The 15,212-nt window shown below is 62.8% G+C and carries 12 protein-coding genes, 1 tRNA gene and 1 pseudogene; 12 read left to right on the forward strand and 2 right to left on the reverse strand.

The features are described from left to right. Positions 1-36 precede the first annotated feature (36 nt). The 3 genes from LB543_RS21720 (at position 37) to LB543_RS21730 (ending at position 1,774) form a co-directional block, all read left to right on the forward strand. The gene (locus tag LB543_RS21720; RefSeq protein ID WP_224591385.1) at positions 37-444 is read left to right on the forward strand and encodes a VOC family protein; all 408 of its coding nucleotides are present in this window, start codon (positions 37-39) and stop codon (positions 442-444) included. A gap of 91 nt (positions 445-535) precedes the next feature. Continuing rightward, positions 536-610: transfer RNA gene (locus LB543_RS21725), tRNA-Glu, on the forward strand. A gap of 798 nt (positions 611-1,408) precedes the next feature. Next, positions 1,409-1,774 carry a hypothetical protein gene (locus tag LB543_RS21730; RefSeq protein ID WP_224615505.1) on the forward strand — a complete coding sequence of 122 codons (366 nt, stop codon included), beginning with the start codon at positions 1,409-1,411 and terminating at the stop codon, positions 1,772-1,774. Positions 1,775-1,879: 105 nt separating this feature from the next. Here the strand turns inward: LB543_RS21730 and LB543_RS21735 are convergent, their stop codons facing one another. Further along, positions 1,880-2,095, reverse strand: a complete 216-nt coding sequence (locus tag LB543_RS21735) for a hypothetical protein (protein WP_224591381.1) — start codon at positions 2,093-2,095, stop codon at positions 1,880-1,882. Between the two features lie 590 nt (positions 2,096-2,685). Here LB543_RS21735 and LB543_RS21740 point away from each other — a divergent pair. The 9 genes from LB543_RS21740 (at position 2,686) to phoB (ending at position 14,568) form a co-directional block, all read left to right on the forward strand. After that, positions 2,686-3,264, forward strand: coding sequence for a DUF2865 domain-containing protein (locus tag LB543_RS21740; protein ID WP_224615506.1), 579 nt, complete (start codon positions 2,686-2,688; stop codon positions 3,262-3,264). A gap of 194 nt (positions 3,265-3,458) precedes the next feature. Further along, positions 3,459-3,695, forward strand: coding sequence for a hypothetical protein (locus LB543_RS21745; RefSeq protein ID WP_140754557.1), 237 nt, complete (start codon positions 3,459-3,461; stop codon positions 3,693-3,695). A 586-nt stretch (positions 3,696-4,281) separates the two neighbouring features. Continuing rightward, on the forward strand, positions 4,282-8,832 hold the full coding sequence (locus LB543_RS21750) for a PAS domain-containing protein (RefSeq protein WP_224615507.1): 4,551 nt from the start codon (positions 4,282-4,284) through the stop codon (positions 8,830-8,832). Between the two features lie 533 nt (positions 8,833-9,365). Beyond that, positions 9,366-10,421, forward strand: coding sequence for a phosphate ABC transporter substrate-binding protein PstS (pstS, locus tag LB543_RS21755; RefSeq protein WP_140754551.1), 1,056 nt, complete (start codon positions 9,366-9,368; stop codon positions 10,419-10,421). Between the two features lie 66 nt (positions 10,422-10,487). Continuing rightward, positions 10,488-11,471, forward strand: a complete 984-nt coding sequence (pstC, locus tag LB543_RS21760) for a phosphate ABC transporter permease subunit PstC (RefSeq protein WP_224615508.1) — start codon at positions 10,488-10,490, stop codon at positions 11,469-11,471. A gap of 3 nt (positions 11,472-11,474) precedes the next feature. Next, entirely contained in the window at positions 11,475-12,326 is an 852-nt protein-coding gene (gene pstA, locus LB543_RS21765) for a phosphate ABC transporter permease PstA (protein ID WP_140809652.1), read from the forward strand. Continuing rightward, positions 12,323-13,126: a phosphate ABC transporter ATP-binding protein PstB gene (gene pstB / locus LB543_RS21770; protein WP_140809650.1), complete on the forward strand. Its 804-nt coding sequence runs from the start codon at positions 12,323-12,325 to the stop codon at positions 13,124-13,126. The genes pstA and pstB overlap by 4 nt, the downstream gene beginning before the upstream one ends. 25 nt (positions 13,127-13,151) lie before the next feature. Continuing rightward, positions 13,152-13,859: a phosphate signaling complex protein PhoU gene (gene phoU / locus LB543_RS21775; RefSeq protein WP_224615509.1), complete on the forward strand. Its 708-nt coding sequence runs from the start codon at positions 13,152-13,154 to the stop codon at positions 13,857-13,859. Positions 13,860-13,878: 19 nt separating this feature from the next. Next, entirely contained in the window at positions 13,879-14,568 is a 690-nt protein-coding gene (gene phoB / locus LB543_RS21780; RefSeq protein ID WP_010911896.1) for a phosphate regulon transcriptional regulator PhoB, read from the forward strand. Between the two features lie 284 nt (positions 14,569-14,852). Here phoB and LB543_RS21785 read toward each other — a convergent pair. Beyond that, positions 14,853-15,185: pseudogene (locus LB543_RS21785) on the reverse strand (sugar kinase); the annotation flags it as partial. Between the last annotated feature and the right edge of the window lie 27 nt (positions 15,186-15,212).

The raw sequence follows: 15,212 nt of genomic DNA on the forward strand, positions 1-15,212 counted from the left end.
GCAGGCAGCAATGCCGCAAACGAGCTTGCCGCAGACATGACCGGATTCGCCGAACATCGCCGTGTCGCGACCGTGACGCTGGTCGTCGCCGATTATGACGAAGCGATCGCATGGTATGTCGGGCGGTTGGGCTTTCTGCTGCTCGAGGATGTCGATCTCGGCGGCGGCAAGCGCTGGGTGATCGTCGCGCCGACCAACGGGCAGGGCGCCAGGCTGCTGCTCGCCGAGGCGTCCGACGAGAGGCAGAGGAATAGCATCGGCAACCAGACCGGCGGCCGGGTCTTCCTCTTCCTCGAAACCGACGACTTTGCCCGCGACCATGCCGCCATGCTGGACAAAGGCGTCGAATTCCGCGAGGCGCCGCGTTTCGAACCCTATGGTACCGTGGCCGTTTTCGCCGATCTCCATGGCAATCTCTGGGACCTGATCGAGCCCAGGCGGTAACGCGGAGGACCGCTTTTTACTCGATGCGGTAAAGCCGCCGAACCCCAGTTGCTTTTTCCTGGCCGTCAGCCTATATCGCCGGTTCTTGAACGCGCCCATCGTCTAGCGGTCAGGACACCGCCCTCTCACGGCGGGAACAGGGGTTCGATTCCCCTTGGGCGTACCAAGCAACGGCGCGGTCGTTGATCTCCAGACAATCCAACGATTTCGGACCAGTCCCGCATGGGCTCTGCATACGTCCAAAGAGCGCGCAATGCCCGGCGAGAGTCCGGGAATTTCCCATGCCCGAATCCACCCAATTTAAGTCAGGCCGCGGCGCTTGAAAGCACTGCGATCTCTGATACTTGCGTGCGGGGGGTAGCTTTCGCGGCAACGCGGATTTTGGGTTCGGGTAGAGTTTGGAATGACTTCCGTGAAGATGACATGCGCGCACTGCCATGGCGGCGGCAAGGTTTTCGATTGCTCCAGATGGCATGCGTCAAAAGGGCATTGCTGCCCGCATGGGACGCATCAAAGCGGTTGTCCCGGAAAGACCGTGGTGTGCGCGGAGTGCGCCGGGCTCGGGACGATGCCGGAAGCCGAGTTCAGGGCGGTCGCATAGGCCATCCTACCGCAAAGAGGCGATCTTCGCGGCTATCGATTCGTGCTTGGTGCGTGAGACGGTCGGCACGTTAAGGTTTGGTTTACCAATAGCCTGTCTACTGGAAACAATTCGCTTTCGGCCCGCGACCACGGATGTACTGGCGCAACCGTCGAGGCGGAAAGGAAAGGTCGGCTCAGTGCCGGCCTTTTTGCTTTCGGCATTGGCTCGCATCGGCCACGGTCAGGCGCCCCGGCGGCTTCGCGGTAGGCTCTCTCCGAACAACTTTTTGGCAAGGGATATTGCCATCGCCTCAATCGGCCCTACCATCGATTCCGGCAGTCCGACGCGGATTGCCGGCTGGTCGTGACGATGAGGCTTGCGATGAAAAGCATTGCAAAGCTGGTGATTGCGGGTGTGCTGTCGGCAGGTGTCGTATGCACATCGGTTGCCGCAACGCTCCACACCATGGACGATGTCGGGGCCGCGATCCAGTCGTGCTGGACGCCGCCTGGCGACGCCGGGAATTCGACTGTAACCCTGAGCTTCAGTTTCAAGCGCGACGGTACTCTGATCGGACAGCCGCGACCAACCGCCGTCAAGGTGGCCGGCGACGACAAGGCGCGTCAGTCGTTCATCGATGCGGCAATAACTGCGGTGAAGAATTGCACGCCGCTGAGTTTATCGCCGGAACTGTCGCAAGGAATTGCCGGCAACGTGTTCACGCAGCAATTCGTTTCGCCCAAGTAGCGGCACACCCAAAAAAGCCTGCGATGGAGTGGGCATCAGCGTGGGGCGTGGCTGGTTCGTCTGAATCGGAGAGCGGGGTCGAACGTCTTTCCCCCGATCGCCGGATCAACGGCTCAGGCGCCGTACTTCGGCATGCCGTGCCAGATCCGGAGTCTCGAAGACATAGTCGCTCCAGGCCGATTCCGGAATCTGCCCGGCCAGATAGCACTCAAGCAACAGGTTTTGCTCGGGATTGAGCGGCCGCGGGGCACGTTCGTGATCCAGCCCGAGAGAATGAAAAAGATTTCTCGTCAGTTCCGATACCGTGAAGTGGATCGACATCTGCGTTCTCCTTCGCGCTTCAACGCAGCAATGCGGGCAAAGGTTTCAAGGCCAGACACCGGTAACGCCTGATTGATCGCATGGCTCGACGCATCGGTCTGCCGACGGCCGCAGGTCTGTCTCCGTTGTTTTCCGATTCGTCTCAATCTTGAAATAAAAATGTAATGTCGAATTTATAGGCAGGATTATATTGCACTAGATGAAGCTCTTCTCGGTCAGAAGTCTTGTAATATTAGGTATATCTCATTTATTGGTAATTTACCCAAGTCGAAAGAGCGTGGTTCCGGACCATCGGCGACAAGGACCGTGGCATTCAGATGACCCGTTTCTGTCTTTTCATGATGATCGCGCTGGTATCGATCGTTGCGTTTGGGTTCGGCACAACATCTTCCTACGCGGACAGTTGTGGTGCGATCAGAAATCAGTTGCTGTCCGCTGGCCGCGGCGGAGGCGCGAGCCCGGCACTGGCTTAGCTTCGTCGCCAGCTCGCGGCAATTCAGGGCCTGGAGAGGCAGCGCAAGTGTACCGCGCAAAGTGCCGCGGGCAGCTTCTTCAACGCCTGCGCCGACCTGGCTCGAAACCGGACGGAGGTGCAGCGCCAGATTGCGGCTGCGTCCAATTCCGGGCGTGACAATTCCGGCCCGCAGGCGCGGTTCGCAGCGCTCGGCTGTCCGTCGGGGGCAAAGCAGGAGCGCCCGGCGCCGAAGGCCCAATCCGAGACGGCGGCGGCCGGGGCCACGACCGGCGGCAATGCGATGCTGCTTTGCGTCCGCCTTTCGGACGGGTATTTCTTCCCCGCGCCAAAGTCGCAATTCGCCGGCAGCGGCGATCTCAAGGAAATGGCCGATCAATGCCGTTACATCTGCGACGATCCGGCGGTCGATCTCTACACGCTGAGCGATATCAGCCAGGAAACCGACAGCATGGTGGCGCTCGACACGCGCAAACCATACACCGAGTTGCCGGCAGCTTTCCGGTATCGTGACGATGCCAATTTCAAGGCCTGTGACGTCAAGCGTTATTATCAGCGGGTTGCCGAACCGAGGGCCAGGACGGTGACGCCCACGAACATGACCAATGCCATCATCCCTTTGCCTCAGGCAAAGTCGGACCTCGGCAGCGTCGCGGCAATTCCAGAATCCGATATCGAGGCTCCGGGTGCCGCCTAGCCGCAGTCGATAGGGGCCGGCAAGCGGACCGTGCGTGTGGTCAGTCCCGCCTTCTTTCCGGCTGAATGACCACAGGCGTTTTCGAGCGCGTAGCCGTCTCCGATGAGCCTGCCGCGTGTCCGCTGGAACCAAGATCCGGCTGGAACAGGGACCTGCTCCCGGCGTTGTGGTCGGTATCAGGCAGGAGGAACGCCATGGCCACGTTCAGGGAAATGAGGATACTGGAGATCGTCGAAGACGGCTCCCTGACTTCCGACCAGAAGATCGCTGAATTGCGCAAGATCGAATCCGAGGCGCGCGGGCTGCAGCGGGCGGCGACGGAGGGCCCGATGGGCGACGACGACGGCTGGCAGGACGATCTGCGCCAGGTTCGGCTTGCGCTCGACAGACTGGGGGCCAAGGAACCGAGGAAGGGCGCGGCATCGCTGTAGACGCTGTCCGCTGGAGCAGTTCGGCGATCCTGTCAAATGCAAAGCTGTCCTAGTCGCAGACCATGCGAACCCTATGGCCGGGTGCGCTCACGTTCCGGCATGCGAGTTGTTTTTCGGGACCCGATGACGGGGGAGGCGGCGGCGACGCCCTGGTCGGATGCCGTCTATGCGGCGCAGGTTTCAGGACCTTGCGCTCGGAAACCCGTCCGGGTGGCTGGGGTGGCCCCGGAAAGGCGCCATTGTCCACCTGAGGCTGGTAATCGACATTGGGCGGCGGCCGGTCCCAGATCCGCCGGGCGTCGAGCGGCCGCGGGATAATGACCGTGCCGTCATAGCTGCGCGAGCAGCCGCCGCTGAAAAGCAGCGCCACGCCCAGCAAGAAAGGCACAATCCGTCCATACATTAGCAACACCCCTGCACATGCTTATAGCGCGGCCTCGCTGCGCGCCACAACCGGACGGAATAACGCAGAAGGAACCGGCCCGTTGCGCCGTTAAGGTTAGCGGATCGTTAATGCTTCTGCGGCACATTTCGCCGACGAACCGCGGAGGGAAGGTTCGACCTTGATTTTCGGGGTGGGGACAGCATGGCGGAATCGGACGAAGCAATCGGCGCGCGCGGCAAGCGCGAGCCCGGCAAGGCAGCCGCGCATGGCGGCGATGGATCGTCCGGCGTCGACATGGATTGCGCCGGCGCGCTTCGCCAGCTCGTCGAAGCGGCTTCGGACTGGACCTGGGAAACCGACGCGGAACTTCGCTTTTCCTGGCTTTCACAAGACTACCAGGCGGCGACTGGTATCGATCCGGCTGATGTGCTTGGCCGGTTCCGCTTCGATTTTCTCAATCAGGTCCTGAAGGGCAACCGCAGCGCGGCAGCGCATCTGGAGGATTTGCAGGCGCACCGGCCGTTCCGCGACTTCGTCTACGAACTGAAGGGTGGCCGCCCCGACTGCCGCTGGGTGCTGACGTCAGGCTTCCCGCGTTTCGACAGCGACGGAAAATTCGCCGGCTATCGCGGCATAGGCCGCAACGTCACCGCGCTGGCCAGCGCCTTCGAGGCCATGGAACCGCCAGCTGACGGCGAGTCCGTCCAGCATCTTGGCGATCTCGAGCGGACGATGGATGCCATGCATATGGGCGTCGTACTTCTGGATGCCAGGCTCGACACGCTGATCGTCAACAAGGCTTATCGCGATCTCTCCGGGATTCCGGATGGGGCCGTGACCGTCGGCGCTCCGTTCAGTCTGTTGATGGAACTCAACCGCCGCAATGGCATCTATGGCGACATCGACGAAGAGCAATGGCGGCGCTACCTCGCCACCCGCGTCGAGGAGATCAGGGCCGGTACCGTCGCACCTCGGGAGTTTGTCCGCGCCGACGGACGGACCATGATGTTCTCCGTCACCGCTCTGTCGGGAGGCAAACGCCTGCTGACCTACTATGAGGTCACCGAAATCAAGCGCCGTGACGCCGAGATCGAGAACGCCAACGCCAAGATCGCCGAGACGTTTGCCAACCTCCGCACCATGGTCGATCAGATGCCGATCGGCGTTCTCGTCCTCGATGCCGCCATGCGTGTCGAGGTCATCAACCGCGCCTTCTACGATTTCTGGCAGATCGACGCCCAGGACGCCGAGACCGGCTGCAGCTTCCGCGATCTGATGAACGCGAGCCGCGACACCGACCCCTATGGCTCGGACGACGCGACATGGCAGCGGCATGTCGCCGAGCGCGAGGCCGAAATCAGAGCCGGCACCGCCGGATCGTGGCAGTTCCCGCGCAAAGACGGCGGGACGCTGATCGCGTCGATGGCGCCGCTGGCCGGCGGCAAGCTGCTCATTTGCTATGTCGATGTCACCGACATGAAGGACCGCGAGGCCGAACTTGCCGAAGCGCTGGAAAAGGCGCGGCTGGCGGAGACCGTGATCAACGCCGTCGAGGATCCGATCTTCGTCAAGGACGACAATTTGCGCTTCGTCTTCGTCAACGAGGCCTTCGCGGCGCTGTTCAAGCAGGCGCCGCAAGCCATGCTTGGCAAACCGGGGAGCGATTTCCTCGGGCCGGCCGACGTCGCGTTGTTCGAAAGCAGCGAACGTGAGGTGCTGGCCAGCGGGCGGCAATATGAAGTGGAGGAAAACTTCGAGGCGGGCGGCGCCAGCCGTTCGCGCATCGTCAGGAAGAACCGCGTCCGCATGGCAAGCGGCCGCGACTATGTAGCCGGCTTTCTCTTCGACATCTCCGACATGAAGCGGCGCGAGACCGAAGCGCAGGAAGCGCGGAAGCATCTCGCCAACGTGCTTGAATCGCTGCCGGCCGGCGTTATCATCTACGATCGGGACGACAAGTTCGTCTTCGCCAACCACAGGCTGCAGAATACGCTGCCGGCGCTGAAGCCCTTCTGGCAGCCCGGCCGCACTATCCGCGAAGCGCTGGAGTTCGGCCATTCGGTCGGCTATTTCCGTTCGAGCGGCGATCCTGGGATCGACAGCCTGTACGAAGTCGATTCCGAACGCTGGCTTGACGGCATCCTGGCCCGTTACCGTCTGCCGAATTCCTCCTATGAGCGCCTCAATTCGGATGGACGCTGGTACCAGGTCTATGACATGCGCACCGACGACGGCACGTTCATCGGCGTGCGCGTCGACATCACCGACCTGAAGAGTCGCGAGGCTGCGCTTCATCACTCGATGCGCCAGATCGATCTCTTCCGGCATGTCATGGACGAGTTGCCGGTAGCCGCCTTCATCAAGGCGCAGGACCTGAGCATCGAATTCGTCAACAAGGCCTGGTGCGCGCTGACCGGTCTCGCCAAGGACGATGTCATCGGCCGGACCGACCGCCAGTTGTTCAGCGGCGAGGAAGCAGAGGGCTTCAGCCAGGACGACACCGATGTCGTGACGAACGGCAGTGTGCGTGAGGTCGAGGAGCCCGTCACCCATCGTGACGGAACCGTGCGGCAGTTGATGACGCGCAAGAGCCGTCTGGTGGCCACGGACGGATCGGTGCATCTGGTCGGCTCCAGCACCGACATCACCGACGTCAAGGCACGCGAGCAAGCTCTGGAAGAGAGCATGCGCGAGAACGAGGTGTTCCGCAGCCTGATCGACAATGTACCGGTGTCGATCTACGCCAAGCGCTCCGATCTCAGGCAGTTCTATGTCAACAAGGGCTGGTGCGACCTCACCGGCTTCAGCAAGCAGGAGGCGATCGGCAAGACCGACGTCGAAATCTTCGGGCCGGATGGCGAGGCCTTCGTGGCCAGCGATCTCGCCGTGCTGCGTACCGGCGAGACCCAGGAGATCGAGGAGACGGTGCGCCTTCCCGACGGCAGCGTCAGGCATCAGTTCGCCCGCAAGGGCGCTATGATCGCCTCGGACGGTTCGCTCTACCTGATCGGTTCGACCACGGACATCACGGAGCTCAAGCAGCGCGAGGCGGAGCTCAGCGAGGCGCGCCAGCGCGCCGTGCTCGCCGACCGCGCCAAGTCGGAATTCCTCGCCAATATGAGCCACGAGATCCGCACGCCGATGAACGGCGTGCTGGGCATGGCTGAACTCCTGGCCAAATCCAATCTCGACCCGAAACAGAAGACATTCACCGACATCATCGTCAAATCGGGCAATGCGCTCCTGACCATCATCAACGACATCCTGGATTTCTCCAAGATCGATGCCGGCCAGCTGGTGCTCGACCCGGCGCCTTTCAATCTCGCCGAGGCGATCGAGGACGTGGCGACGCTGGTGTCGACACGGGCCAAGGAAAAGGATCTCGAGCTCATCGTGCGCATCGAGCCGCGGCTCGAAAGCCTGTTCATCGGCGATGTCGGCCGGATCCGGCAAATCGTCACCAACCTGCTCGGCAATGCGGTGAAGTTCACAGAAGAAGGCCACGTGTTGGTCGATGTGACAGGCGAACGGGTTCCGGCGGGAACCAGGCTGACGATCTCGGTCACCGATACCGGCATCGGCATCCCCGAGGAAAAACTGAAACTGGTGTTCGAGAAATTCAGCCAGGTCGACACGTCGTCGACACGGCGCCACGAGGGCACCGGGCTTGGCCTTGCCATCACCTCGCGGCTGGTCGACCTGATGGGTGGCGACATCGGCGTCGAGAGCGCCGAAGGCAAGGGGTCGACCTTCTGGTTCACGGTGACGCTGCCTGGGGCCGGGCAACAGAACGGACAGCGCATCACGCCGGTGGACGTGACGGGCGCACGCGTGCTGATCGTCGACGACAATGCCGTCAACCGCGCCATCCTGACCGAGCAGATGACCTCGTGGACGTTCGATTCCTGCGCGGCCGAAAGCGGTGCAGAAGGCCTCAAGGTGCTGATCGCCGCGGCGGCCTATGGCGTGGCGGTCGATTGCGTCGTGCTCGACTATCAGATGCCTGAAATGAGCGGCGCCGAAATGGCGCGCATCGTGCGCAACACCGAGGGCCTCGCGGATACGCCGATCATCATGCTGACCTCGGTCGACCAGTCGCTTGCCAACACCAGCTACCGCGATCTCGGCATCGACGCGCAGCTGATCAAGCCGGCGCGCTCTTCGGCGCTCCTGGAAACCCTGGTCGCGACCATCCAGCGCCATCGCCACGCCACCAGCGGCCAGGCCGTTCAGCCACTAGCGGGCGAGACGCTCGAGATTGCCCCGCGGGCCCCTCTGGCGATAGCCGAGCAGCGTGCGCAGCTGCAGCTGCCGCCGGTTCGTCCCAGGCTGCCTGCCACCGGCGGCGGGCAAAGGCTGGATATCCTCGTGGCCGAGGACAATGAGGTGAACCAGATGGTCTTCACCCAGATCCTCGGCGAGACCGGCTACGGTTTCGAGATCGTCGCCAATGGCCGCAAGGCGCTCGACGCCTTCGGCACGCTCAATCCGTGCATGATCCTTATGGACGTCTCCATGCCGGAGATGAGCGGTCTCGAAGCGACGGCCGCGATCCGCCTGCTGGAGCAGGAGACCGGCACGCATGTGCCGATCGTCGGCGTCACCGCGCATGCGCTCAAGGGCGACCGCGAACGCTGCCTGGAGGCGGGCATGGACGACTATCTGCCCAAGCCGATCAGCCCCAGGGCTCTGCTCGAGAAGGTCGAGCGCTGGGTCGGCGCCGGCCGTCAGGTCCATCGCAACGCGGGCTAGCACCCGCGTCGCCGGGATTGCAGGATCCGGCGAGACAAAATCGAGGGAATCAGCTGCAGATTTGCTGCCACCCCTGCGTGCAATGGATATGGTGCGATCGCACCATATCCAAGGCGATGCCGAGCCGGGACAATAGCAAAATCGAATTCCGCCCTTCTCGGTTACGGGCGGGAGCAGCGACCGCCTGCAAGAAACAGCGTCACTCTACCCCAACGGACCTGTTTTTGGCGATGGCCCGGCCATGACACGCTCTGGCTGCGAGCAACGCGCTCCCGTCCGGATTTTTTTCACTTGGGAACGCCCGGTCGAATCCCGGGTCATTCCAGCCGTCGGACGGCTCAAGCCCCTGATTCCGGCGGTAAACCCGGACCGCGCCGCGGGCGCCCGACATCGGCGCCTTTCTCGGTCCGGGCGACGCGTTACCGGGCTGACATGAAACTGTCATGCGACTGTTATAATCGAAGGCTATTGGCCTCAGCGGGCGCCGGAGGAAATGGCGCCGAGAGACCATCTTCCGAACAGGAGCAGGCCACATGAGACATTTCATCCGCTCGGCGGCCGTTGCGATTGCAATGGCTGCGGCGTCCACCATCACCCTTTCCGCGGCAATGGCAGCTGACCTTTCCGGCGCCGGTTCCACTTTCATCTATCCGGTGTTCGCCAAGTGGGCCGACACCTACAAGAAGGACACCGGCATCGGCCTCAACTATCAGTCGATCGGTTCCGGCGGCGGCATCAAGCAGGTCATCGCCAAGACCGTGACCTTCGGCGCCACCGACAAGCCGATGTCCGACGCCGACCTCCAAAAGAACGGCCTCGTGCAGTTCCCGATGGTGATGGGCGGCATCGTGCCGATCGTCAACCTCACCGGCATCAAGCCGGGCGAACTGGTGCTTGACGGCAAGGCGCTGGCCGACATCTACATGGGCAAGATCACCACCTGGGACGACGCCGCGATCAAGGCGCTGAACCCCTCGCTCACCCTGCCGTCGACCGCGATCGCCGTCGTGCATCGTTCGGACGGCTCGGGCACCACCTTCAACTTCACCGACTACCTGGTGAAGCTCTCGCCCGACTGGAAGGACAAGGTTGGTTCGGACACTGCCGTGGAATGGCCCACCGGCGTCGGCGCCAAGGGCAGCGAAGGCGTTGCCAACACCGTCAAGCAGACCGACGGCGGCATCGGCTACGTCGAGTACGCCTATGCCAAGCAGAACAACCTCTCCTACTCCAAGATGCTGAATGCAGCCGGCAAGGTCGTCGAGCCGTCGCTCGAATCCTTCGGCGCCGCCGCTTCGAATGCCGACTTCAAGGGCGCGAAGAACTTCAACGTCATCATCACCAACGAGCCTGGCGACACCACCTGGCCGATCGCGGCTTCCACCTGGGTTCTGATCCACAAGACTCCGAGCGATGCCGCCGCCACCGGCGAAGCGCTGAAGTTCTTTGCCTGGGCCTATAAGGACGGCAAGGAAACCGCCAAGGCGCTCGACTACGTGTCGATCCCCGACAGCGTCGTCGACCTGATCAAGGCTTCGTGGAAGGCCGACATCCAGGCCGACGGCAAGCCGGTCTACGCAGGCGAGTAACATCACCCGAAGGAGCGCCGCTTCACGCGGCGCTCCTTTTTCTCAACACAAAGAGCCGAGCTTGACATGAGTGCTGTCCAGGAAGCCTTGCCAGCCATCAAGGGCTCGCGCGACGCCATCGTCAGACGTTTCGCGTTAACCGATTCGATCTTCCATGGGCTGACCCGCGCCGCCGCCATTCTCGTGCTGGTGCTGCTTGGCGGCGTTGCCATCTCGTTGTTTGCCGGTTCCTGGCAGGCACTGTCGACCTTCGGCTTCTCGTTTCTGACCAGCGAGAGCTGGAACCCGGTGACGGAAAAATTCGGCGCCCTGGCGCCTATCTATGGGACCATTGTCACATCGGCCATCGCCATCCTGATCGCCGTGCCGCTCGGCATCGGCATTGCCATTTTTCTCACCGAGCTTTGCCCGCGCCCCCTTCGGCGCCCAATCGGCATGGCGGTGGAATTGCTGGCCGGCATTCCTTCGATCATCTATGGTATCTGGGGCCTGTTCGTCCTGGCGCCGTTCCTGCAGACGACAGTGCAGCCCTTCACCATCAGCGTTTTCCATGGCATTCCCGGCCTTGGCAGCCTGTTTGCCGGTCCGCCCTACGGCATCGGCCTGCTGACCTCGTCGCTGATCCTCGCCATCATGGTGCTGCCCTTCATCACTTCGATCACCAAGGACGTGTTCGACACGGTGCCGCCGGTGCTGAAGGAGTCCGCCTACGGCATTGGCTGCACGACCTGGGAAGTGACACGTCGCGTCGTCATCCCTTACACCCGAATCGGCATCATGGGCGGCGTCATGCTCGGCCTTGGCCGCGCGCTTGGCGAAACCATGGCGGTGACGTTCGTGATCGGCAACGCGCACCGCATCTCGACCTCGCTGTTCGCGCCGGCAACGACAATCTCCGCGACCATCGCCAATGAATTCACCGAAGCCGTTGGCGACCTCTACACGTCCTCGCTGGTGGCGCTCGGCCTGATCCTGTTCGTCATCACCTTCCTCATCCTTGCGATCGCACGCTACATGCTGATGCGCATCGACGCCCGCACCGGAGCCTGACCGATGTCGACAGCCTCGTCGCTTCACAGCCGCCGCAAGGCCAGAAACTCGGTGATGATGACGCTGTGCGTCGCCGCCGCGGGCATCGGGCTTGCCTGGCTGGCACTGATCCTCGGCGCGTTGATCTACAAAGGCGCGGCCGGGCTCTCGCTTGATGTGTTCACGCAGATGACGCCGCCGCCCGGCGATGCCGGCGGCCTGCTGAACGCTATCTATGGCAGCGTGGTGATGACGGTCATCGCCGTTATCGTCGGCACGCCAATCGGTGTTCTGGCCGGCACCTACATGGCCGAATACGGCCGCTTCTCGAAACTCACCACCGTGGTGCGCTTCATCAACGACATCCTGCTGTCGGCGCCGTCGATCATCATCGGCCTGTTCGTCTACGAATTGATGGTGCGGCCGATGGGGCATTTCTCGGCGATCGCCGGCGCCGTCGCGCTGGCCATCCTGGTCATCCCTGTGGTCGTGCGCACCACCGAGGACATGCTCAACCTGGTGCCGAACGCCTTGCGCGAAGCCGGCACCGCGATCGGCGCGCCGCGCTGGGTGGTCATCAAATCAGTGGCTTACCGTGCCGCACTTTCCGGCATCGTCACCGGCATATTGCTGTCGATCGCCCGCATCTCCGGCGAGACGGCGCCGCTGCTCTTCACCGCGCTGAACAACCAGTTCTGGTCGAGCAATCTCAACGCGCCGATGGCCAGCCTGCCGGTCACCATCTTCCAGTTCGCTCTCAGCCCCTATGAGGAATGGCAGCAGCTGGCCTGGACCGGCGCACTCATAATCACATTGACGGTTCTCGCGCTCAGCATCTTTGCGCGCAGCCTGACCGGACGCAGAGAGGACAAATGAGCCAGATGTTGTCTCCAGACATGACGATTGCCACCGAGGCAGCCGCCAAGGCGAAGATCGAGGTCAAGAACCTCAATTTCTACTACGGCCAGTCGAAGGCGCTGAAGGACATCACGTTGTCGCTGCCCGAGCGCAGCGTGACGGCCTTCATCGGACCGTCGGGTTGCGGAAAGTCGACGCTGCTGCGCGTCTTCAACCGCATCTACGAGCTCTACCCCAAGCAGACCGCCGAGGGTCAGGTGCTGCTCGACGGCCAAAACGTTCTCGACCGCTCGCAGGATCTCAACCTGCTGCGCACCAAGATCGGCATGGTATTCCAGAAGCCGACGCCATTCCCGATGTCGATCTATGAGAACATCGCCTTCGGCGTCAGGCTCTATGAGAAGATCAGCAAGGCCGAGATGGACGGCCGTGTCGAACAGGCGCTGAAGCGCGCGGCACTGTGGACCGAGGTCAAGGACAAGCTGAACGCCAGCGGCCTCAGCCTGTCGGGCGGCCAGCAGCAGCGGCTTTGCATCGCCCGCACCGTGGCGGTGAAGCCGGAAGTCATCCTGCTCGACGAGCCGGCCTCGGCGCTCGACCCATTGTCCACCGCCAAGATCGAGGAACTGATCGACGAGTTGCAGGCCGACTACACGATCGTCATCGTCACCCACAACATGCAGCAGGCCGCGCGCGTCTCGAAGCAGACGGCTTTCATGTATCTGGGCGAACTGGTCGAATTCGACAAGACCGAGAAGATCTTCACGTCGCCTCGCGAGAAGCGCACGCAGGACTACATCACCGGCCGTTTCGGCTGATCTCACGCATACGAGGACCAGGATCATGGCCGAACACACAGTCGCAGCCTTCGACGAGGATCTCGGACAGATCAGCAGGCTGATCAGCGACATGGGCGATCTCGCCGGCACGATGGTCGGTGGCGCCACCAAGGCGCTGCTGAATTCGGACAACGCGCTGGCACAGCGCGTCGTCTCCGACGACGCCATCATGGACGCGCGCCAGCGCGAACTCGACGACCGCGCCATCACCCTGATCGCCAAGCGCCAGCCGATGGCCGACGATCTGCGCCATGTCGTCGGCTCGATCCGCATGGCGGGCGATCTCGAGCGCATCGGCGACCTTGCCAAGAACATCGCCAAGCGCGTCGGCTCCGTCGGCCTCACCGCCACGCCGCGCGACCTGTCGCACTCGATCGACTCCATGGCGCAGCTGGTGCTGATCCAGGTGCAGGGCATGGTCGAGGAATATGCGGCCGGCGATGCCGCCGCACTCGCCAAGCTCAGGAACGACGACGAACGCATCGACGTCAAATACACCTCGGTGTTCCGCGAACTCCTGACCTACATGATGGAGGATCCGCGCAACATCACGGCTTGCACGCATCTCTTGTTCTGCGCCAAGAACCTCGAACGCATCGGCGACCATGTGACCAACATCGCCGAGAATGCGTATTATGTGCTGACCGGCACGCAACTGCCCGCCAACCGTCCGAAGCAGGACGAGACGGCGATGTCGGTGCCGGCGGCTTGACGGCAGGGATGATCAATCGATGATCGCGCCACGCATCATGGTGGTGGAGGATGAGGAGCCGCTCGGCGTGCTCCTCCGCTACAATCTGGAATCGGAAGGTTACCAGGTCGAGGTGGTGACACGCGGCGACGAAGCCGAGATCCGCCTCCAGGAGAACGTGCCCGACCTCCTGGTGCTCGACTGGATGGTGCCGGCGGTTTCCGGCATCGAGCTCTGTCGGCGCCTGCGAATGCGGCCCGAGACCGAGAGGCTGCCGATCATCATGCTGACGGCGCGCGGCGAGGAGAGCGACCGCGTGCGCGGCCTTTCGACCGGTGCCGACGATTATCTGGTCAAGCCGTTCTCGACGCCGGAATTCATGGCCCGGGTCAAGGCGCTGCTGCGCCGCGCCAAGCCGGAAGTGCTGTCCAGCGTGCTCAAGGTCGGCGACATCGTGCTCGACCGCGAATCGCACCGGGTCTATCGCAAGAAGAGCGAGATCCGGCTCGGACCGACCGAGTTCCGGCTGTTGGAATTCATGATGCGCCATCCCGGCCGGGTGTTCTCGCGCAGCCAGCTGCTCGACAATGTCTGGGGCGAGACGATCTACATCGACGAGCGCACCGTGGACGTGCATGTCGGTCGGCTGCGCAAGGCGGTCAACAATGGCCGCATGCCGGACGTCATCCGCACCATCCGCGGCGCGGGCTACGCGATCCGCGAGGATTAAAGCGCCGCTCAGCCAGCGCGAGTGCAGCGAAACATGCCTCGCCTCGCGGAAATGGCCATTCAACTCGCTGTGCCGTTGCCATGTCGAGCGTGCTGTCGGGTTTGCGCATCTGAACCGGTGTCGAACTTTCCACTCCCCCCAGCGTCGGCGTCACACCGATCGCACGGCATGGGTGTCACTGTCATCGAAGCCGTCAATAGCTTGGGACGCCCAGTCAAGCAGTTGGGACGCGCAGTCATGGCGTCCGGCCATGCGTTTCCCGGAGTGCAAGGCGTTGCGCGGTTTCAGGCAACGCTCTTCCCGGCACTCCCTCTCACTTGCACGCTCAGCGCGAAAATCTCCTGGTCGACGAAAGTCAATGCGCGCATGGCGCAGCCTTCGCGAATGAGCGGCAGCTCGTTCGGCTCGGTGTCGAAGGAAATCGATTCCGAATGCTGGCCGCCGGCGGTCTGGGCGATGGCCTCGCGCAACGCCGGCTCGATCAGGTCGAAGGCGGCGGCGCTGACGCCGACCATGGCGACCGGTGCGGGATCGATCAGCGCGAACAGGCTGCCCAGCCCATAACCCAGCGCCTCGCCGGCCTTGCGGTAAAGAGATCGGGGGCTAGGGCGGTCTGCGGCGTAAACCTGCCTGAGGACTTATAT

Origin of the sequence: Mesorhizobium sp. ESP7-2 (genome assembly GCF_020164715.1) — a bacterium.
Taxonomy (GTDB): Bacteria; Pseudomonadota; Alphaproteobacteria; order Rhizobiales; family Rhizobiaceae; genus Mesorhizobium.